This is a genomic window from Auraticoccus monumenti (genome assembly GCF_900101785.1).
Classification (GTDB): Bacteria; Actinomycetota; Actinomycetes; order Propionibacteriales; family Propionibacteriaceae; genus Auraticoccus; species Auraticoccus monumenti.
This window is the reverse complement of the sequence record NZ_LT629688.1, coordinates 616,526-638,014: the sequence shown is the minus strand read 5'-3', so window position 1 is coordinate 638,014 and position 21,489 is coordinate 616,526. Positions and strand designations below refer to the sequence as shown.

The window sequence follows — 21,489 nt, the reverse complement described above, 5'->3', positions numbered from 1 at the left end:
CCACTGACACTCGGCATGCAGGGTTCGGCGATGCGAGTCCAGCACAATCACGTGGCCGACTAAAGCCTCTAAGAACCCCTCGAAGCGGAGTCGTGCGATCCGACGGTAATGAATTGCTGAGGCAGGTGCGGAAGTCATCGCCCAGCTTGGTCACGGTCTGCCTCGGTGTAGCCGATGTCCTCCCGGATCTGGTTCGCCGAGGCGCCACCAGCGCGCGCCACGCGCAGCCGCGACACCATGGCCGCTGTCGCGCCAAGAGCGGCGCCAGTGCCTTCTGCGGTGTAGGTCATCGAGCGTCGGGCGTCGACTCCGAGCTGCGCCCCGACCTCGATGGCGTCCTGGTTGGCGCCCATGTACAGGAAGGTCCAGTCGTAGGCCTCCTCCTGCTGGCTGATCAGCGCCTTGATGGCCGGGTGGGTGTACTCCTGGCTGGAGTTCTCGTGACCGTCGGTCATGATGCCGACCACCACGTTGCCCGGCCGGGCGTGCTCCGGCAGTGCGGCGAGCCGCTCCCCGGTGGTGTGCACGAGCCGCCCGATGGCGTCGAGCAGTGCGGTGCTGCCACGGGGTGCGAGCCGCAGCGGCGGGACGTCGGCGATGTCGACGTCGCGGAACACCTCCTCGTACTGCTGGTCGAACTGGGCCAGCGTCATGGTGCAGAGGCCCTGCTGGCCGCGCTGCTCGGCGACGAAGGCGTCGAAGCCCTGCTCGGTGGCGGCCTTGATCGACTGCATCGAGCCGGAGCGGTCGAGCAGCATGGCCAGGTGGGTGAAGGTGGCGTCGGTCATGAGCGGTCCTTTCGGGAGCGGCGGGCGCGGAAGGTGAGCGGTTCGGTCTGTTCGGCCGGGCGGTACTGGCCGTTGCGGAGGTCGTAGCGGGCTCGGGCGATCCCCTCTGCGCCGACGCGGCCGTCTTCGGCGTAGCCGCCGAGCACGGTGGTACGGGCCAGACGTGGGGACAGCGTGTTGGGTGCGACACCAGCGGCCTCGGCCAGCGACCGCACGGACTGACCCGCGAGGACGCCCTGGGCGGCGACCTCGTCGATCAGGGCGTCGATGCGCTCCCGGGCGCTGGAGAGAGCGGCGAGCGCAGCGGCCTGGTCGACGCCGCCGAGGTCCCGTGCTGCCGCTTCTACGTCGGCCACGGCGGCCTCTAGTCGATGTGAAGGTTCGTGCATGTCATTACTATACGCAGTTACTGCACATGTGCAACAGTCTGTTCCTTGCGGTGCTCCGAGATGGCCAGCATCGGTGCGGACACGCGTGTACACCGGGCCCGGCGGCGAAGCGCCCCTCGTCGAAGGGTGCGAATCTCGGCGTGCCAGGGAACGGATGCGCCGTCACTCGGGCACTCTGTGCCGCATGCCCACGAAGGAATTCGTGCTTCGTTATCCCGGCGTCTGCGCCTCGTGCGCGACCGCGCTGGCTCCCGGAGTCCGTGCCCTCCGGGACTCCTCCTCGCGACTGATCTGGTGCCTCTCGTGCTCGGCGCGTGACACCGCTGCCGCGTCGTCTCCGGCAGCACCCGTGTCCCCAGCTCCCTCTTCCTCATCAGCGGCACCTGTGTCCACACCGACACCTCAGCCGCTGGCCGCCGTCGTCCCGTCCCCGGATGTCACCGCGCTGTCCACCGAGACGTTGGCCAAGCCCCTGTCGCCCGCCCGGGCAGGTTCAGTCGCAGGTGCCTCCGCCGAGGAGGAGTACCAGCGCAGGCAGACCCGCTACCGCCAACGTGTGCGTGACCGCTTCGGCTTTCTCGCGCCGCTCGTCCTGACCCTGTTCGGTGAGCCCCAGCACGTCCGCGCCTGGGTGCGAGGAGCCAAGGGGGAGCGGGTGGTCGGACTGGTGCTCGACGAGCTCGTGGCCCAGGAACCTGGTGCGGCCGTGCTCCACGACCGTCGGTTCAAGGGCTCACGAGGCAACCTCGATCACATCGTGGTCTGTCGTGGAGGCGTCTTCGTGGTCGACGCCAAGAACTACCGGGGACGCATCGAGGTGCGGGGCCGCTGGTCCAGCTCCCCGTCGCTGTGGGTTGGCGGTCGCCGAGCCACCAAGCTGACCGAGAGCGTCGAACGCCAGGCCGAGGGGGTGCAACGACTGCTGGAGGCGGCGTCGGTAAAGGTCACGGTTCAGCCGGTGCTCTTCTTCGTCGACGGAAACTGGTCGTCGGGCGCCTCGCGTCGCAGGATCGGGCGGGTGCAGCTACTGGGTGGTCGGCGCTCGTTGCGGAAGCACCTCTCACGGTCCGAGGTTCTCGATCCGGAAGCGGTGGCTGCTGCGATCCGCCAGCTCGAGGATCAGCTGGTGGCCGCTGCGTGACTGGCGTCAGGTCCGGCGGTGTCTCACCACTGCAAGGGCCAGGACCACGACGACGAGGGAGACGAGGAAGGTACCGAGGAACAACCACGGGCTCGGGTCGACGAGCAGCGCCGCCAGTCCGGACACGACCGCCGGAGGCGTCAGCAGCGCGACACCGGTCTCGACCACCTGACGCGTCCGCTGCTGCTCGTCCTGCTGGCGCCGGTTCAGCTCGGTCTGGGCCCGCCGCGACTCCTCCGCCCGCTCGCCGGCGATCCGGCGCCGCCGGCTGTCCCGCAGCTCGAGGATGCGCACCATGTCGGCCTGCTCGCCGGCGACGTCCTCGAGGAGCGATGGGGACCCGTACTGCTCCTGCAGCAGCCGCAGCACGGCACTGCCTTCGGGACGGGACGGGACGCTGGTGAACCAGAGCCGGTTGCGGAAGCGCAGCAGCTGCTCCTCGTGACCGATGACCTCGCCGAGGTCGTCGTGCTCGTCCGACCCACCGAAGTGCGTGCGGTCTCAACCAGCTGGTTGGCGTGGCGTTCGAGGAAGAACTGCTGACGCATGGCAAACAGGGCGAGGTCGAGGAAGGCGCCCGTGGACAGCAGCTGCGTGTCGACGTTTTCCACGCTTAGCTGAGGCGTCGCGCGTGGAGACAAGGGACCGAGGGGCGGACGTGCTGCTGCACTGCGTGGCCGCCGAGCAGCGCACGTCGTGCGCAGCGGTGTGGCCTACGCCCGTCGACTGGGACGTGCGGGGGAGGATGCCCAGGCGGCGGTGGGGCGGCGCTGAAGTCGTGCCGTCGGTGTGGGCTCCTGTGGGCCCGGTCGGTCCTGGTGGTTCCGGAAAAGGTCCAGTGATCGGTCGACGACGCCCACCCGTGCCAGTTGACCCGGCTTCGGACGTCGTGGAACGCGAGCGGAGCGCGGCTGCGGCTGACCACGGCCGCGTCCTTGCCCTGTCGCTTGCCAGTCGCGTCCGATAGACATGCCGCGTGGCGCCCCGACTTGTCCCGCGGACGCCGCTGTTCGATGCCGACAGCGGTGGTGAAGAGGCGGTTTGGCGCGCCCGCGCTGCGACCCTTCCGGAGAAGGCGGTGCCGTTCGCCGGGGTGGACCTGCTCGACACCGACGAGAAGGGCGAACTCGAACTCCTCGTGGCCTGGCCTGGCCGCGGTATCGCGGTGATCGAGGTCAAGGGCGGTCACATCACCCGGCGTGAGGGCACCTGGGGCGCAGGACATGTGCTCGACCCTCACGCGGCGGCCCGCGAACGGCTCCAGCCCCTAGGAAGTGACCGTCATGTCTTTTGAGCCAAGGAGTGCCGTGAGCAGCAGCAGGATCGTCCTCCCGTCCGCCGGCCCGATGTACGCCGCCGCCGAGCGGTGGCGCGATCATGCGCTCATCGACGACCACAGCCTGTTCGACGGTCGTTCTCTCGATACTCGTGGCGCCGCAGGAGAGCTCGTCGACCGCGTAGTCAAACAGGCCGACGGGGGAGCTGGCACCTTCAGCTCCAAGCTCGAGGGGCAGCTCGCCGGAGTCAGCGAGGACGCTGTGCAGGTTGCGGCGGAGCTGCTGTACGGCCACTGCTTGATCGTCTCCACAGACGCGGTGAGCTCGCGCACGAAGACGCAGCTGGTGGATGGGGTGATCGCCTTCCGTAGCGTCGGGACCAGCCCCATCCCCGACGACCTCCGGGTCGCTCTGCGGGCGGGCGTCGCGAATCCAGGTCAGGCGTACAACAGCTACCGGTGGAAGATGTTGAACTACCTGGTCGACGTCTACGCCCACGTGAAGGCGCTGACCAGGAGCGAGCGGACCGAGGTATTCGGCAATTTCGACGCCTTCCACGACTTCATCCAGCCGATTGACGACCAGACTGCGTGGTCCCAGCGCTACGCCCTCGAGCACCTGCTCTTTCCCGACGAGACGCCACCCATGCTGAACCGAGATCACCGGGTGAAGCTGCTGAAGACGTTCGCTCCCGACGGCGCATCGATTCGCGATGTCGTGAAACGGCTGGACCCGAACGTCCACTACGGCAGCGCCTCCGGGATCAACTTCTACCGTTGGCCCTACCGCGAGAAGTGGCAGGGCGAGCCCCCGGTGAACGACCTCTACACCTCTTGGGCCCGACATTTGCTGCAGAGCGTCGACCTCGACGGCGTCGAGCGCGACTACAAGCTCGACGGCGTACGCGGGTTCCGCTCGGCCCTCGACCGGGTGACAGGAGGCGCGGATGCCATCGAGGCGCTGCGCAAGGCCTTCCAGGGCACGAATCTGGTCGACTACCGGGTGTACGACGACTTCCTCAAGTGGGCCACTGCCGAACCGGCAGTGGCTACTGCTGCCCTCGCCGAGCTTCAGATCGATCCCGGACCCGAGGCGATCGACCGATTTTTGGCCGCGGTACCGGTGGAGGGCCAGCTGTCCGGCTTGGGTGCCCGACTCAGCCTGGCCTCCTGTCTGCTGTTCGCCACGCAGCCGGAACAGCTCCCGCCGTGGCGCGACACACCCTCCAAGACGACCACGCGGCTGGCCGGGGGGTATCCCCCGCAAGAGGCTGCTACGGCGGGCGAGCACTATCTGTTGTTCCTCGAGCGCTTGGACGCCATCCTCGCAGCCGTGAACGCGGACCAGCCGCTGCTGCGGGACCGGTTGGACGCCCAGTCGTTGGCTTGGACGATCGCCAAGGCGGAGCCGCCCGAAGCATGGTCAGCGGCCATGCGACAGGCTTTCGAAGACTGGCGTGCAGGCAAGGCGGATATCGCCTTCCAAGACGTCAAGGACCCTGATGAGCCAATTGATCCGGTCGTCACGCCCCTGCTGCCGACGACGCTCGAGGTCTTGGCCGAGCAGCTCCACATGGACGCCGCGGGCACTGCCTGGCTGCAGGAGACGGTCGAGCTCCTTCGTCACAAGCGGCAGATCATCCTCCAAGGACCACCCGGCACCGGGAAGACCTACATCGGCCGGGCGCTGGCCAAATTCCTGGCCGGTGACCCGAGCCGGGTCGAGCTGGTGCAGTTCCACCCCGGCACCAGCTACGAGGACTTCGTCCAGGGCCTGCGACCCGACCCCGATCAGCCGACCCAGTTCCGGGTCGTCGACGGCCCCCTCATCCGTCACGCTGAGGCGGCCCGGCGTGAGCCGGACCAGACCTTCGTCCTCCTGGTCGACGAGATCAACCGCGGGAACGTCCCGGCCGTCTTCGGCGAGCTGTATTACCTGCTGGAGTACCGAGAGCGCGAGCTGACGCTGATGTACGGCAGCACCTTCAGCCTGCCGGAGAACCTGCTCATCGTGGCGACCATGAACACGGCCGACCGCTCCATCACCTCCCTGGACTCCGCACTCCGACGCCGCTTCTACGTGAGGGACCTGCGACCGGAGCAGACACCGGTCAGCGGCACGCTGCGCCGGCACCTCGCCACCGTCGATCCGTCCCTGCTCTGGCTGGCCGACCTGCTCGACCGGGCCAACACTCTCATCGCCGATCCCGACCAGTCGGTCGGGCCCAGCCACTTCATGGGGCAGGGCGCCAGTGAGGTGTGGGCGCAGCGGGCCTGGGAGAACTCAGTCATGCCCACCCTGCGCGAGCTGTTCTACAACCACCCCGATCGGGTGGTCCAGCTGGAGTTCGAGCAGCTGAAGGCTGCCCTCACCACGGGGCCTGGCGATGCTTCGGCTGACTGAGAACCAGCGCACCCGTGTCGACTCGCTTTCCACGACGGAGCGCATCACGCTGGAGAGCGTCTTCAACGCCAGCATCACCACGCTCCCTGATGGTGCCTTGCATGTGCAGGCGGGAAACGTCATCGGCAGCGTCCTGGTCGGTGAACGTCCAGTGGTGGTGCGGCCGAAGATCGAGGTCGACCGGGTGCTGTTCATGACGGCCTACGCCGCTGACCCCTACCGGTGGCGGGATGGCTGGTCGGCGGTCGCCGGGATCGACGACCTCGTCGAGGGCATCACCGCACTCTTTGTGCGGGCCTGCGAGAGCACGCTCGCACGAGGGCTGCTGCGCGCCTACCGGACGATCGCGGACGACCTGGCCGTGGTCAAGGGTCGTATCCGCTGGCAGCGCCAGGCTCGGCGTCCAGCCCCCGTCCCGATCGCCGTGCGCTACTCGGTGCACGACGAGGACATCGCCGAGAACCGGGTGCTGCGAGCGGCGGTTGCACGCCTGAGGCTGCTCGGCGCGCACCGCAGCACCTCGAGCACGGCCCTGGAACGGGTGTGGCGCCAGGTGCGGCACGTCGAGCCGTCAGGGGATCCACTCGCCCTGCTGGAACGGATGAGGTGGACGAGGCTGAACGAGCACTACCGTCCGCTGCTCGAGCTGGCTCGGGTGGTCCTCGGTGGATCGATGCTGGATGTGAAGGGCGGGCAGGTGCGCGCCCCTGGTTTCACCCTGCGTCTCTTCGACGTCTTCGAGCAGTTCGTGCGAACCGCACTGCAGGAGGCGTCAGGACTGCCGAATTCGGACTTCTCCGTCGGTGACAGCGGTCTGCGCCTGGACGAGCAGGACCAGGTCGTGCTCAAGCCCGACCTCGCCGTGCGAAGCGCTGGCCGCTGGTGCTTCGTCGGTGACGTCAAGTACAAGCGGGACCGCGGTGAGGGGCAGGGTGCCGACCTCTACCAGCTGCTCGCCTACGCGACCGCGACCAATCTGCCCGACGCCACCCTCATTTACGCCGACGGCCCGACGGGCCCGCGCCACCACGTCGTCCAGCATGCGGGGACCCGACTGCACCTTCGCCACCTCGACCTGAGCCGCAGACCGGAGGAGGTGCTGCGGCAGCTGACGGCCATCGCGGCTGAGCAGGTGGTGCCGGCCCTGGGCGTGGAGCCCGCTCAGGACGAGACAGAATGGTGACGCAAGTATGGACCGCCCTTCGCGCGCCTAGATTCAGGCTAGTCCGTGAGGTTGGTAATCCACCGCACGGACAAGAGCAGCCCCTAACCTAGCCTGGGTACTGGCGGGCAGGTCGGGTAATCACCGTTCCGCTACGCCGGTGATCGGCAAAGACGACGAGAGGATGACATGACCGAGGGACTCCTCGAGCCAGGTCGCGTCATCACCCTTCGCAACCGGCTTTGGCGCGTCGACTACGTCGATGGCGAACTGCTGGCAGCAACACCGTTGGACGGCCGCGATAGCCAGACCCAGCGCTTCCACGCCGCCCTGGAGACGGTTGAGCCAGGCGAGATGCCCATCCCCGGCCCCGACGCCATCGGCGATCACCGTCAGCAGGAGCACATACTTGACGCCTACCGTTTCTCACTCCTCCACGGCACCGCGCCGATCCTCGGGCTCCAGCGGTCCCGCGCCATCCCCACCGACTTCCAGCTCGTGCCGCTGCTTATGTCGCTGGGTCAGGAACAGGTCAGGCTCCTCATCGCCGACGATGTCGGGACCGGCAAGACCGTCGAGGCCGGACTCGTTCTCAGCGAGCTCATCGCCCGAGGCCGCGCCCGGCGGGTGCTGGTGGTCGTCCCGGCGAACCTCCGAGAGCAGTGGCGCGAGGCGCTCGACCACTTCTTCCATCTCGATGCGACCCCCGTTGCGGGGCACCTCATGCCAGCGCTTGAGCGGCAGCTACTGCCGGGCCAGACGGTCTGGGCGGCCCATGACGTTGTCATCGCCAGCATCGACTACGTGAAAACGCGAACCGACTTGGTGCTGTCGCACCACTGGGACGTAGTGCTGATCGACGAGGCGCACTTGTGCGCCCGGCCCCACGCGGACGGCCGCGGCGGTAACCCGGACATGGAACGGTGGTTGTTCGCGCAGAAGGCCGCCAAGGCGGCCCGTCACCTGCTGATGCTGACCGCCACGCCTCACAACGGGCACACCGACAGCTACGCCAGCCTCTTCGAGATGCTCGACCCGACGCTGGTACGCGAGGTGGCTGACGTTCACATCATCGAGCGCGCCAGGGCTAAGCGGAGCAATGTCGTCCAGCGGCGGCGGCAAGACATCGAGAGCTGGTACGAGACCCGAGGCATCCAATCTCCCTTCCCCCGCCGGGACGCCGACGAGGACATCGTCGACTTGCGCGGGTTCAGGGACATGCAGGCCCTGCTCGCCGAGCTTGGCGGCTATGCTGGCGCGCTTTACGAGGCCGCCGACTCGCGGCAGTCCAACTCCTGGGTCGCGGCGCACCTTCAGCGACGAGCGCTTTCCTCTCCCGAGGCGCTCCGGAAGTCGGTTGCGAACCGGCTCCGCGCCCTTGAACAGCAGTCCGCGACTGAGACCAGCGCGAAGGCGGACAAGGCGGCACGCGAGACGACGGCCGACCTCGTGCTGGCGGCCGACGACGACGCCGAGGGTGCCTATCGACTGGATGTAGCGCAATCCGCACTCGGCACCGACGTCGAGATCGAGTGGCTGACCAAGGTTCGGGACCGGGCTCGCAAGGTCGTGCCGGCGAAGGATCCCAAGCTCCTCAAGCTGCTGCAGATCCTCCCCGGGCGGATGGCCAAACACCCCGACGTCCAGCGGGTCCTCGTCTTCACCAAGTTCACCGACACCCTGGCGTACCTCAAGGAGCAGCTGGAGAAGGCGACACTCCCCGGCACAAAGCTGCCTGCGCTGCCGCCCGACACGCAGATCCTGTCGATCGACGGATCGATGAACCTCGCGACGCGGATGCGCGTCCTGGTCGAGTTCGAGAGGTCGCCCCGCGCCGTTCTTGTTGCGACGGACTGCATCAGCGAGGGTCTGAACCTCCAGCGCGCATGCGCCGAGCTGGTCCACTACGAGCTGCCTTGGAACCCGAACCGGTTGGAGCAGCGCAACGGCAGGATCGACCGGTTCCGCCAGCGAGAGGAGTTCGTCGGCATCCGCACACTTGTGCTCGACGACCGGCTTGACGTCGCCCTGCTGATGCTGATCGTGAAAAAGGCCGAGGCGATGCGGCGTCAGTACGGCTTCGTCCCGCCTTTCCTCGCCAATCCCGACATCCTCCTCCACCTGGCGAACCCCGGCATGGACTATCGGATCGCGCCAACGCTGTTCGACTTCGAGGCCGACGAGGAGAACCTGGACCGTGACTTCACCGCCCTTGTCGACGCCTCCATCGTGGACGAGGGGATGCTCGACCGTGTCCTCGACGAGTCGTTTTACGGACAGGCCGATGTCAGCCTCTCGTTGGTGGAGGCGGCCCTGGACAGATCTCGGAGCGAGATCGGCACTCCCGACCGAATCACGGCGTTCTCGCGCGCGGCAATCCGTGATTTGCACGGGACGGTCACGGAATTCGACAACGGCACCTTCTCAATCACCGCAGTGCCTCCCCTCCTATCGGACGTCACCGACCCGACACACCGGTACACCTTCGACGCCTCGCTCGGCATGGACGACCCGGACGTGGACGTCGTGGACCTGGCGCACCCGCTCCTGCGCCGCCTCGTCGACATCTCCCGGGAGCAGGCGCACAACCCCTCCTTCTCGGGCCGTGTTGCCGGGATGATCAGCCAGGACGCCACCGCGCTCACCGCCGTGGCCCACGTCTTGATGCGGTACGTCGCGCGCGGGACACCGCCCGTGCTGCTCGAAGAGCTCGTCCCAGTCGTCCTCCCCGTCTACGGCGATGCGCTGGACCCGGACGCCGTCCAGCACCTCAGAGGCCGGGCCGGCGCCGGCTTGAAAGACCGGCACGACCTGCAGGAAGACGCGAAGGCCGTATTGTGCCGCCAAACTGTGCGGAACGACATCGCCGCCGTCGCCACGGCCCGAGCGGCGTCAATGGCCGAGCGGCACGCCGAGCTCGACGACAAGTGGGCTGCCGGCCTGAATGACGTCACCCCGATGTCTCAGGACCTCGTCGCTTTGACGCTGGTCTATCCGGAGGTGAAGCTGTGAGCGAAGTCAGCCTCGTCCACACCTCCGGGGGCCTTATCGGGGACGCTCTTGTCGCCGACCTCAGGCAGTCCGCGGTGGTCGGCGACGCCGCGTTCCTCACCGACGTCGCGACCTTCACCGACGACACCGGCAAGTCAGCCACCAAAGCGCAGCATGAAGGCGACCTGCGCGCGGCGTTCGCCAGCGGCCAGGCCCTCTGGGCCGCCTACGCCGTGGAGCTCGCCGAGGGCATGGATACCGCCCGCCTGCGCGACAAGCTCCTCCGCCCACTCCTCGAGCTACTGGGCTTCGAACCCGCGTACAAGCGCGGTAAAGCGACGGCCGGCGGCCAGTCCTGGGGTATCACTCACATGGGCTGGACCGGCTCCGACGCCCCGCCGTTGATCCTTACCAGTCAGACTGATCTCGACGACCGGGCCGGCACGCGGCGCTCGCCGCACGAAGAGCTCCAGGGCTACCTCAACGCCGACCCCGACCGACGATGGGGCCTGGTTAGCAATGGACGAGTCCTTCGGCTCGTCCGCGACTTTCACCACACCCGCACCCGCGGCTATGTGGAATTTGACCTGATCGCTCTCTTCGAGGCATCCAGTTACCCGGACTTCCTGGCCCTCTGGCGCCTGGCCCACGGCAGCCGGTTCCGTCTCCTCCCGACGAGCGAGAGCGCAGCACCGACGAGCCTGCTCGAACGGCTGTACGACAAGGCCTTGACCGCCGGCGTCGCCGCGGGTAAGAGGCTGCAGCCGCAGGTGCGGCGCGCCGTCGAGACGCTTGCCAACGGCGTCCTCGACGCCACCCCGGCGTTGCGCGAGCGCATAACCGCCGAGCCCGACCTCGGACGCGAGCTCTACCGCGAGATGCTCACCGTGCTCTACCGCCTGCTGTTTCTGCTGTTCGCAGAGCAGCGCGGCATGCTCGCTTCCGCGAACCGGTTTTACACCGACACCTACTCGGTCACCCGATTGCGCGCCAGGGCGGAAGCCGACGACGCCGAGCCCCGCCGCCGCGACCTTTGGGAGGGGTTCAAGGCGACCTGCCGTGCCTTCAGCGAGCCCCGGCTCGCGGAAGCCCTCGGCGTCTACCCCTACAACGGCAGGTTGTTCGACCTCGCCCAGACTCCCCTCACCACCGCCGCCGGCTGCGACAACCACGCACTTCTCGTCGCTGTGAGGGCCCTCACAACGATGCCCGTCGGCAAAGTCCAGATGCACGTCGACTACCGGAACCTCGGTGTCGAGGAGCTCGGCACCGTCTACGAGTCTCTGCTGGATTACACCCTGCAGGTCGCCCAGGCGCCACTGGCCGCCGACAGCGGACCCGTCCACCCAGGCCAGGCGTACCTCGCGGACCTCTCGACTGAACGAGCCGACCTCGCCAGCTACTACACCCCGGCCGACCTCGTCGACCTGCTCCTGACGCGCAGTCTCGACCCGCTCATCGACCAGCGGCTCGCAGCCGCGAACACGCCGCAGGAGCGCCAACAGGCGCTCTTGGCGCTCAAGGTCATCGACCCGGCGTGCGGAAGCGGAGCAATCTTGGTCGGCGCACTAGACCGCATTGCTCTAGCGCTGGCCCGCGAGCGCAGCGCGCCTCAGGAACCCAGCGACAGCCAACTCGCGCACGCGCGGCGGGATGTCCTCCAGCGGTGCATCTACGGCTGCGACAAGGACCCGTTCGCTGTCGAACTCGCGAAGGTCACGCTGTGGATTCACTGCGTCGTGCCGGACCAGCCACTCTCCTTCCTCGATAGCCACATCGTCTGCGGCGACAGTCTCATCGGTTGGCCTCTGCTGAAATTGCCTGGCCAGATTCCTACCGCCGCGTTCGAGTACAGCAAGGCCAGCCAAGATGACAAGAAGATTTTGACGAAGGCGCGAGCGACCAACCAAGGTGACATCTCCGGGCTTTTCAGCCGGGATGCCGTCGACCCCGTGCTCGACTTGCCGTCGGAGTTGTCCAACAGCGAGCAGAGCTACCAAGACGTACGCCGGAAGAGCGAAGCCTTCGCTGCCTGGCGGCTCAGCGACAACTACGACCGCTGGCGGAAGGCGGCAGACATCTGGACCGCCGCCTTCTTCTGGACAGCTGACTTCGGTGACGCGCCAACCACTCACGACTACCAGGAGGCCGTGGCTGGCCGCGCGAACCACGCTCTCGCCGCTGCCGCGCGTACGGTCATCGCGGACCTCAACCCGCTTCACTGGCCGCTTGCCTTCCCCGATGTGCGCGCTGCTCGCGGCTTCGACATCGTGGTCGGCAACCCGCCTTGGGAACAGCTGAAGGGCGAGGAGCAGGAGTTCTTCGCTCAGGCGGCCCCTGCCATCGCCGCAATGACTTCGGAGCACCGCGGCGGGGCGATTGCCGCCCTGGCCGACAACGACCCGGGCCTCCACCGCCGATGGACGCTGTACCGCGGACTCCAGCATCGGCTCGCCCACTACGCCAAGAGTTCCGGCCGGTACACGCGCACGTCCAGCGAGGCCAACACCTACGTCCTGTTCACCGAAGCGGCCGCCAACATGAGCAGAGATGTCGGACTGATCATCAAGAGCGGTCTCGCGATTGATGCGGCGCAGTCGCCGGTGTGGAAGCGGCTGGTACGCGATGGCCGTCCGCGGCTCGTGCTCGACATGGTGAACACCCGGCGAGAAGGAGGGCCAGTCTTCGGCGGCGACGTCGCGCCCGTCGAGCGCTTCAGCGTCGTCGTGCTCGGCCCCAGCCAGGAAGACACCTCCTTCGACGCAGCGATGCTTAACTTCGGAGTCGCCGAGGCGGCGACTGCGAAGACCAGGCGCTGGACTGGGAATGATCTCACCGCCGTCGCCCCCCGCACGCGGACGCTGCTGTCCTCGGGACGCAACGAAGAACTTGAGCTGGCCCTTGAGCTCCAGTTCCTGTTCTCCACGCTCGACTTCTCCGAGGCCGACGGCGCCGACCCCTGGCAGCTGAACTACCACCGGCTGTTCGATTCCCACGGGGCCAAGAAGGAAGGCCTCGTTCATCGTGACGCTGACCTGGCTACGGCAGGCTACGTTCTAGGTCAGGACAAGCTCTTTCGGCACCAATGCGGCGACGTGGCTGTGCCGGTGTACGAGGGGCAGATGGTCAACCGGTGGGACCACCGAGCCCGAACCTTCGAGGGCTACACCGGGCCCAACAAGTACCGGCCGAAGCCAAACATCCCGTGGTCGACCGAGGAGCAGCACGCCGATCCTTGCTTTGAGGTGGAGCCGCGCTACTGGATGAAGGCGAACGTCGCCGAAAAGCGCATCCATGCAGTGGCGGGCGACCGCCTGCTTCTAGCCATGCGGGACATAGGTCGGCCCTGGACGGACCGGCGTCTCATGCGGGTGGCGCTGATCGGCAGGAGTCCTGCCCTCCACACGCTGCCGGTCCTGTCCGTGGAGCCCAAGAATGCGCTCGCAGCGGCGGCCCTCCTGAACTCGATGACGTTCGACTTCCTTGTGCGCTTGCACATCCCCGGAGGCCATGTGGCTCCCTGGGTCGTGTCACAGTGCGCCGCTCCTGGACCGTCAGCGCTACGAACGGCTGAGGTACTCGCACTTGCGGCCGAGCTGTCGGTCACCTCGCAGAGCCTCGCAACGGCCACAGAGCGGACCCTGCATGCTTGGGACAACAACAGGCGGATCCTGATCGACGCCCGCCTGGATGCTCTTGTGGCTAGGGCCTACCAGTTGAACCGCAAGCAATACGAGCTCGTGCTTGATCACTTCAGCGTCCTCCGGCGCGCGGAGGAAGCAAATTACCATGAGTACCGCAGCAAGCGCCTCCGACTGGAGGCGTTCGACGACCTTGGAGGTTCTGCCTGATGCACCCGTTGGCGATGTTGGGCGACCTCAAGCGGGAGTACGAGCGTTACGTCGACTCGTTTCAGTTCTACAAGAACCCGTCCATCCAGCAGTGGGTGCACGACCGACGAGCTGAGGGTCGACTTCTCCACCGCGAGCCCTTCATCACCATCGCCAAGCCCTTCAAGCCTGGGGACAGGCTTGCAGAGCTCGTCGCAGACAAGGTGCTGCACGACGACGTGCAGCGGGTATTCACCAAGGGTCCCGGCGATCGCGCCGCCGACCCAGTCGAGCCGTTCACGCACCAGGTGCAGGCCGTCCGCCAGGTCATGGGCGGGCTGAACACCGTCGTCGCAACTGGCACAGGTTCGGGCAAATCGTTCACCTTCTACATGCCGATCGTGTCCCGTGCTCTGTCGCAGTCCCGCACGGACTGGCCGGACGGCCGAACACCCCCGATCGCCGTGATCGTCTATCCGATGAACGCGCTCGCGAACAGCCAGTACGCCGACATCTCGGAGCGCCTTGCAGGGAGCGGGCTGACCGTCTGCAACTACACCGGAGACCTCAAGACGGACAAGGAGAAGGCCCTCCGGGACTTCCAGGAGCTCTACGGCCGGGACACTCCTTACGACAGTGAGGTCATCGACCGGATCACGCTCCAGGAGCGAGGCGCGGACATCCTGCTGACCAACTTCAAGATGCTCGAGTACGCCCTCACCCGCCGCAGGGACTCGGAGCTGTTCGCCGCGCTCGCCGACGGTGGGCGGTTGGAGTTCCTGGTCCTGGACGAGATGCACACCTACTCGGGCCAGCAGGGTGCAGACATGGCGCTGCTTATCCGCCGCTTCAAGGAGCGGACCGCCACCGCCGGCAAGCTCCGATGCATCGGGACGTCGGCAACCGTGGACTCGCGTGCGCAGGACGAGGCGGCAAAGGCGATCGCCGGCTTCGCGAGCCGCCTCTTCGGCGAGGACTTCCTTCCCTCGAGCGTCGTCACCGAGCAGTACGGCGCCCCGGCCATGCAGGATCCGGCCGACCCCCGGCTGTATCTGGCGCCGGACTGCGTCACGGCGGAGGTCCTGGCCGCCGCAGAGGCCACGGACGGGGACGCAGCGGTCCGTGCCCTGCTCGGCCCCGCGCTCGCAGCGGACGACACCTCGGACGCGGCCAGGGCCAGCCTTCCGCTGGCCTGGGTCGAGCGCGCCCTCTGGCAAGGAGTGCGTTCACTGCGCGACCTCTCGGCGGAGTACGTCGAGCAGGTCCGGCCCAGCGCAACGCCCGCCGAGGCCCAGTCCGAGATCGCCGCGGCGCTGATGCTCGGGGCCGCAGTCAAGGTCGAAGGGCCGAAGGGACCCGAGGGGCTGCTCACGCCGAAGGTCCACGGCTTCTTCTCACAGGGACTTCCGGTCACCGCCTGCCTGCGTGCTGACGACCCCCACCTGAGCGAACAGGGCGAGGGCACTTGCTCCAGGTGCGACGCGGAAGGCGAGCCCGACGTGTTCGCCTATCCGCTGGTCTTCTGCACGGCATGCGGCCAGGAATACTTCGTCGCGCTGTACGACGCCAGCGACAACGCGGTCCGCCCTCGGGACTTCCTCGACACCAGCCAGCAGGGGCTGCCGGTCTACGTCATGACCGACGAGTGGGACAAGGACGCGGTGCCCGTCGCGCCAGAGGACCTCAAGCAGAACGGGACCGCCCGCAAGGGCCGTGAAGGGGCGGTCCCCGAGGAGCACAAGGTCTGCGGTCTATGTGGAGAGGTCGGCGGTGCCTGCGGCCACGTAGACGTCCGCGACGTCGTATGGGTCCGACAGCCGTTCCAGCTCTGCCCCGGCTGCGGTGTCCGTTACGACGGCTCGCACTCGGAGTACAACAAGTTCTTCCAGGTTGGGACGGTCGGCCGCGCCACCGCCACCGACGTCCTCGTTACGGGGATGCTCGACGGCCTCGACAGCACTGGCAGCAAGCCCGCCGTCATGGCGTTCAGCGACAACCAGCAGGACTCCTCCTTCCAGGCCGCGCACCTCAACGCTCTGTCCCGGCGGTTCTACTTCCGCAGGGCCGTCTGCGCCGCGCTGGCCGACGTGCAGGACCCCGACGACGCCCTCACCACAGAGGAGCTCGCCCGCAACGCGTTCGACGCCATGGAAGGCAGCGGCACCCTCCCGACGTTCACGCGGCAAATGGACGCGCTGAACCTCGACCCGCAGGCCGACCTGCGGAAGGCGCAGAAGCGATACCTGCGGTACCTCCAGGCTGGCGTCCTCATGGATTGCTCCGGTTCGCCCCGCAAGGCCCAGCCAAACCTCGAGGACACTGGGCTGCTCGTTGCGGACTACCAGTCGCTCGGCAAGCGGGACCTCGTGCTCAAGAACATCGCCCAGCACGGCGAGGTGCAGCTCAAGGTTCTGGCCGAGGCTGAGCCGAACCTGGCGCACGACTTGCTCCGGGCGCTGCTCGACAGCATGCGCCGCGGAAAAGCCGTCTCCAGCGACTCCGAGGATGGGCCCGCCGCCGTGTTCTCGTCCCCGGACGGGTTCGGCACGCAGGTCGTGAGCCTGGTAAACCCGGTCTCGCTTTTCCATGGCAGCGCGGAGCAGCCCAACCGCATCGTGGTGTACGACGACAGGGCCGAGACGAAGCGGTTCGACGTCAAGCGGCTCGGCGGCAGCCAGGACCCGTCCGGCGCCGACAAGGGCTCGACGTCCCGCATGACCCGGTGGTTGCTCCGGCAGGTGGGCTGGCCCAACGACAGGCAGGCCCGTCAGGAGGCCCGTGACACTGTCCGGCAGGCCGCGGCGTTCCTGGAGAAGTTCGGCTTCCTGGTCAGGACTGACGGCTCACCCGGCCTGCAGGTCGCCGAGGAAAAACTGCTGTTCTGGCGGCCGACCGAGCCGCTGGGCTATCGCTGCCCACGCTGCGCCTCAAGGTGGCTGTTCACCGAGCCCCGGGACTGCCCCCGCTGCGTGAAAGTCCGGCTGGTCGAGGACCGCGCCGGCCGGGACGACTTCTTCCGCGCCACCTACACCTCGTCGCTGGAGGGCACAGTCCGAGTCTCTGCCGAGGAGCACACAGCAGCCGTCGGAGGCGACGAGCGCAAGACCATCGAGACGAAGTTCAAGAGCCAGGCCGATCCCCTGAACGTCCTTGTCTGCACGCCGACGATGGAACTCGGCGTCGACATCGGCTCACTGTCCGCGGTCTACATGCGCAATGTCCCGCCGTCGCCCGCCAACTACGCGCAGCGGCAAGGACGGGCCGGCCGCGCCGCGCAGCCGTCGTCCGTCGTCACGTTTTGCGGAGCGCAAGGCCGGACCGGTGTCCACGACCAGTACTTCTTCCGGCACCCAGAGAAGATCGTGGCCGGCCGCATCGCATCGCCGCAATTCTTGCTCGACAACGAGACGCTCCTGCGGTCCCACATGCACGCCCTGATCCTCGGCGCCCGCGGCGAGGACCTCCCGACCGAGGTTTTCGCCTGGGTAGACCTCGACCACCAGACCACCGGCAGGCTCACACCGGAGTTCCGCGCCGGCCTCGAGCAGTTCGTCGCCACCAAGCGGGACGACCTCGTCGCTCGCGGTAGCGCCGCGTTCGCGGACGTCATCGAAGGCGCCGAGGCCATCGACGCGCAGAGCGTGGCCCGGATCGTCGACGGGTTCGTCGACGCGCTCGACGCTGACATGGCCGCGCTGTCGAACCTCGCCCGGGAGCTCGCCGTCGAAGCTGCCGAGCTGAGCGCAAAAGCGAACAAGGAGGGACTCTCGGGCTCGGACAAGCGCCGCCGGGAGGCGGTCGAGGCGATCGGACGGAACATCCGCACCGGGAAGGGCGACTACTACCCGCTGTCCTGGCTCGCACAGCGCGGCTTCCTTCCCGGGTACGCCTTCCCCAGGCAGGCGGTCCTTCTCCGGTTTGCCGACCGCCAGGACATGCGCGCCCGGAGCCGGTCCATCGCGCTGCGGGAGTACGCACCCGGCAACTTCGTTTACCACCGCGGGCACCGCTACAAGGTGCAGCGCGCCTCCACAGGCCGCAGCGGAGCGGACATCTTCAGCGAGATCGTCATCTGCTCCTGCGGGGCGTTCCTCCCGGGCAAGACCGTCGCGTCGAAGTGCCCATCGTGCGGGACGCCGCGTAGCGACGACGAAACCAAGGCCTGGAAGTCTGCCATGCAGGTCGGCGATGCCTTCGCCGTTGAGCAGGAGACCGTTGGCGCCGACGCCGAGGACCGCATGCGGCAGGGTTACATGGTCGACGCCGCATTCCGGCTGCCCCACCGCGGCGTCCGGCGGTACAGCGTCACCACATCCGCAGGGCTCGACCTTGCCGTGACCTACGCCCACCTCGGCCACCTCGTGCAGGTAAACAGCGGCCAGCGCCGGAGCGCCACCCCGGGGTTCACCCTTTGCGAAAAGTGCCGGCTCTGGAACCCCGACGCCGACCACTTCGGACCGGACAAGGATTGCGCCCCGGCGCTCGACAATTGGGTTCGTGACATCGTCCTGACGACTCAGGGGCAGCACGACATGCTCCTGATCGACACACAGGCGCCCAACGGCACCGACCCCGACGACTACGCCTGGACTTTGCTTTACGCGCTGCAGGCCGGCATCGCGACCAGGTACGGCGTAGACCAGGCCGAGCTCGGCGGGCAGGTCTTTCCAGACCCACAGCAGAATCCTGCCGTCCGCCGCGTCCTGCTGTACGAGATGGACGAGGGCGGTATTGGCGTCCTCGCTCGAGTCGCGACCACTCCCGCATGGGCTGAGGTGTGTGGCCGGGCCCTGGAAATCGTGCACGCGGACGAGACCGGCAAGGATTCTGAACGTGCGTGTCTTGACAGCTGCTACGAGTGTCTCCGGACGTTCCGCAACCAGTGGCATCACGACCAGCTCGACCGACATCTCGTAGTCCCCACACTCGTCGCTGGAGCAGCGGGAGCTGCGTTCACCGAAGCCCTGGTGGCTCTAGACTGGGACGCCGTCACCGAGGGGTACGACTCCGAGACGGAGAAGCAGATGGTGTTCGCGCTGCAGGAAGCCGGCGTTCCCGCCCCAGACGACTGCCACAAGACCCTAACGGGCCATAATGGGACTTTGGTATCCGCGGACCTATATTATACGGGCGAAGGGCTCAATCTCGCGGTGATGCTAGACGGATACGTTCATGACGACCCAACTGTGGCGAAGATTGACGAGCACAAGCGACAGGCTCTGAAGGTTGCTGGAATCTCAGTCATCGTTATTCGTTACGACAAATTGCAGGACGGGATCGATCGGCTTAAAGAGAAGCTCGGTGCGTAACCGGCACTCTGGCCGCCGCCTTGAGGTCGAGTGATTGGTCGCCACCGGGGGTCTGTGCCGAGCTCGGCCGTCTGCTAGCTGTACTGACCCGAGAGGTTGGTCAATCGGGTGACCGGTGGCTTGTCCCGCAGGCGGTGTGGGGGCGGTGGTGGTTGTACTCGTGGATCCATGCTGCCAGGGCGGCGCGTCGTTCGGCTTCAGAGGTGTAGCAGCGGGCGTAGCCCCAGCCGTCGGCCATGGTGCGGTGGAAGCGCTCGATCTTGCCGTTGGTCTGCGGGCGGCGGGGCCGGGTCCGTGAGTGCTTGATCGCGAGCTCAGCACAGACCGCCCGCCATAGGTGGGAGACGTAGGGGGAGCCGTTGTCAGACAGGACCCGTTCGGTCGTGATGCCGCGGGCAGCGAACCAGGTCACCGCGCGGCGCAGCACCCCGGTCGCGGTCAGGGCCGTCTCGTCATCATGGACCTCGGCGTAGGCCACCCGGGAGCGGTCGTCGATGACGGTGTGGACGAACGCGTGGCCCATCTTGGGGTGGTGGTGCTTGTTCTTGGGCTTGTCCGGGGTGGTGGCACGGTTCTTCCCGCCCTGGGCCCGGCCGACGAACCGCCTCCCGCCGCCGTCGGGGATGTTGCCGAACTTCTTGACGTCCACGTGCAGCATCGCCCCGGGGTGCTCGTGCTCGTAGCGGCGCACGGGTTCTCCCGTGGCCCGGTCCACGTGGGAGAGCCGGTTGATCCGGCACCGGACCAGGACCCGGTGCGCGGTGGAGGGTGCCACGCCCGTCAGCGCGGCCAGCTGCACCGGCCCCAGCCGCTTGCGCAGCCGCAACGACACAATCCGACGTGTCGTGCGCGCGCCGGTCTTGGCCGGCATCCGGTGCGGGCGGCACGACCGGTCGCTCATCGGCTCACCAGCGGCGTACCGGTCGGCCCACCGCTTGACCGTGGGCCAGGAGCACTGGAACCGAGCCGCGACCTCCGCGACAGGAACTTTCTGCTCGATCACGAGCCGAGCGACCGTGAGCCGGGCACGAGGGGTCAACGCAGCGTTAGCGTGGGACACGAGGGCCTCCTGTGAGTGAAGCGGATACCTAGGCAGTTCCACTCCACCGCGGGAGGCCCTCGTGCGCTACCACTTCAGATCAGCGCGTCACACTTACTCGACCAACGTGCCGGGTCAGTACAGCTAGCTGCGTCCCCCAGCCCGCCGCGGGCCTCGGCAATTCCATCGGGACGCCGTCGCGCAGTCACTGGTCATCGGTGGCGAGGAGTTCAATGCCTCAGCAAGCTGTCCGCGACCGCGTTGACCCCAGCCCGCGTCGACACCGGCATCGGTCCGGCACAGGACGGCCATGCGAACCCGCGGGCTCCATCTCCGCGGTGGAGGGCTGGTCAGTCCCTGCCCTGCTCCGCGCCAGCGTAACTTCGGGCTAACGGTGTGACGTCGAAGGCGCGTTGTCCTTTGACTCGCAGGTCATCCGCCGCCGGGCAGCGATCGCCGTGCTCCTGTTGGGCCGAGCGATCTCCGGCCGGTTGCGGCGTGTCACCCAACTAGTCGGTATCCTCTCAACGTGACGTGGGTGGATGCTTGGTTCCCCAGCATTGTTGGGGCGATCTTGGGCGGCTTGGTCGCCGGTGGCTTCGCTTGGTACCTCCTGAGTAGAACGGAGCGTGGCGATGCGTTGGATCGGAAGCGAGCTACGGTCGGCGAGCTGTTGATTGAGCTTCGTAACCTCAAAGATTTGGCTTGCTCGCCTAACGTCGAGACAGTCGCAAGCGTCCGCATCTACGGACTCACGAATCGCAGTTCGGTTGCTGAACTCGAAATGGGTGAGAGGCCAGTTCTTGATGAACTGAACCAGTTCGGACGACACGTTCGGCACCTCCGAGACTGGGTCAGGGCCGCGCCGGTCTCGGTCGTGTCCAAGTTGAACTTCGGTGAAGTGTCACCCGAACGCCAGGCGGTAGTCGCTTACCAGGCTGCGATCGAGCAGGCGTCTTCTCGGCTCGAGCAGCAACTGAAGGTCGAGGTCAACGGCGGGAAGGTGACGGAGCAGGCTCCGAACTTCCCGCCACTGCCGGACCACCCGCTACGCTAGGGCAAGGTCAGTCAAACCCCGCCCGTGCCACAGTCGCAAGGCTAGCCCGCACAGCGACCTCTGGCTACCTCCGTGGCGGGCGCTCAGCTCTCGAGCTGAGGCT

11 protein-coding genes and 1 pseudogene are annotated in these 21,489 nt (G+C 67.3%); 8 read left to right on the top strand and 4 right to left on the bottom strand.

All coding sequences use genetic code 11. The annotated features are described in order from the left end of the window. Nucleotides 1-134: 134 nt before the first annotated feature. Both BLT52_RS02885 and BLT52_RS02880 read right to left on the bottom strand, forming a co-directional pair. On the bottom strand, nt 135-788 hold the full coding sequence (locus tag BLT52_RS02885) for a vWA domain-containing protein (RefSeq protein WP_090590465.1): 654 nt from the start codon (nt 786-788) through the stop codon (nt 135-137). Further along, nucleotides 785-1,177 carry a hypothetical protein gene (locus BLT52_RS02880; RefSeq protein WP_157676941.1) on the bottom strand — a complete coding sequence of 131 codons (393 nt, stop codon included), beginning with the start codon at nt 1,175-1,177 and terminating at the stop codon, nt 785-787. Before BLT52_RS02880 ends, BLT52_RS02885 begins: the two co-directional genes overlap by 4 nt. 556 nt (nt 1,178-1,733) lie before the next feature. Between BLT52_RS02880 and BLT52_RS20685 the strand changes: the two genes are divergently transcribed. Next, nucleotides 1,734-2,318: a nuclease-related domain-containing protein gene (locus BLT52_RS20685; protein WP_157676940.1), complete on the top strand. Its 585-nt coding sequence runs from the start codon at nt 1,734-1,736 to the stop codon at nt 2,316-2,318. Between the two features lie 6 nt (nt 2,319-2,324). On the opposite strand, the gene BLT52_RS02870 is transcribed toward BLT52_RS20685, so the two are convergent. Continuing rightward, the gene (locus BLT52_RS02870) at nt 2,325-2,687 is read right to left on the bottom strand and encodes a hypothetical protein (RefSeq protein WP_090590458.1); all 363 of its coding nucleotides are present in this window, start codon (nt 2,685-2,687) and stop codon (nt 2,325-2,327) included. Nucleotides 2,688-3,294: 607 nt separating this feature from the next. Here BLT52_RS02870 and BLT52_RS02865 point away from each other — a divergent pair. The 6 genes from BLT52_RS02865 (at nt 3,295) to BLT52_RS02840 (ending at nt 19,290) form a co-directional block, all read left to right on the top strand. After that, entirely contained in the window at nt 3,295-3,612 is a 318-nt protein-coding gene (locus BLT52_RS02865) for a hypothetical protein (protein WP_157676939.1), read from the top strand. Nucleotides 3,613-3,625: 13 nt separating this feature from the next. Next, nucleotides 3,626-5,998: an McrB family protein gene (locus BLT52_RS02860; RefSeq protein WP_157676938.1), complete on the top strand. Its 2,373-nt coding sequence runs from the start codon at nt 3,626-3,628 to the stop codon at nt 5,996-5,998. Further along, the gene (locus BLT52_RS02855; RefSeq protein ID WP_090590454.1) at nt 5,982-7,181 is read left to right on the top strand and encodes an McrC family protein; all 1,200 of its coding nucleotides are present in this window, start codon (nt 5,982-5,984) and stop codon (nt 7,179-7,181) included. The genes BLT52_RS02860 and BLT52_RS02855 overlap by 17 nt, the downstream gene beginning before the upstream one ends. A gap of 168 nt (nt 7,182-7,349) precedes the next feature. Further along, a complete protein-coding gene (locus BLT52_RS02850; protein ID WP_090590451.1) occupies nt 7,350-10,172 on the top strand; it encodes an SNF2-related protein in 2,823 nt (940 codons plus the stop codon). Continuing rightward, nucleotides 10,169-14,002 carry an Eco57I restriction-modification methylase domain-containing protein gene (locus BLT52_RS02845; protein WP_090590450.1) on the top strand — a complete coding sequence of 1,278 codons (3,834 nt, stop codon included), beginning with the start codon at nt 10,169-10,171 and terminating at the stop codon, nt 14,000-14,002. Before BLT52_RS02850 ends, BLT52_RS02845 begins: the two co-directional genes overlap by 4 nt. Next, nucleotides 14,002-19,290, top strand: coding sequence for a DEAD/DEAH box helicase (locus tag BLT52_RS02840; RefSeq protein WP_090590447.1), 5,289 nt, complete (start codon nt 14,002-14,004; stop codon nt 19,288-19,290). Before BLT52_RS02845 ends, BLT52_RS02840 begins: the two co-directional genes overlap by 1 nt. 74 nt (nt 19,291-19,364) lie before the next feature. On the opposite strand, the pseudogene BLT52_RS02835 reads toward BLT52_RS02840, so the two are convergent. Next, nucleotides 19,365-20,350: pseudogene (locus BLT52_RS02835) on the bottom strand (IS481 family transposase). A 508-nt stretch (nt 20,351-20,858) separates the two neighbouring features. On the opposite strand from BLT52_RS02835, the gene BLT52_RS02830 reads away from it, so the two are divergent. Next, nucleotides 20,859-21,386, top strand: coding sequence for a hypothetical protein (locus BLT52_RS02830; protein WP_157676936.1), 528 nt, complete (start codon nt 20,859-20,861; stop codon nt 21,384-21,386). Nucleotides 21,387-21,489 lie beyond the last annotated feature (103 nt).

Excerpts from the sequence above, each read along its gene's own strand:
- BLT52_RS02855 (WP_090590454.1), top strand. The coding sequence starts at position 5,982 with ATGCTTCGGCTGACTGAGAACCAGCGCACCCGTGTCGACTCGCTTTCC.
- BLT52_RS02840 (WP_090590447.1), top strand. The coding sequence starts at position 14,002 with ATGCACCCGTTGGCGATGTTGGGCGACCTCAAGCGGGAGTACGAGCGT.
- BLT52_RS02885 (WP_090590465.1), bottom strand. The coding sequence starts at position 788 with ATGACCGACGCCACCTTCACCCACCTGGCCATGCTGCTCGACCGCTCC.
- BLT52_RS02850 (WP_090590451.1), top strand. The coding sequence starts at position 7,350 with ATGACCGAGGGACTCCTCGAGCCAGGTCGCGTCATCACCCTTCGCAAC.
- BLT52_RS02880 (WP_157676941.1), bottom strand. The coding sequence starts at position 1,177 with ATGCACGAACCTTCACATCGACTAGAGGCCGCCGTGGCCGACGTAGAA.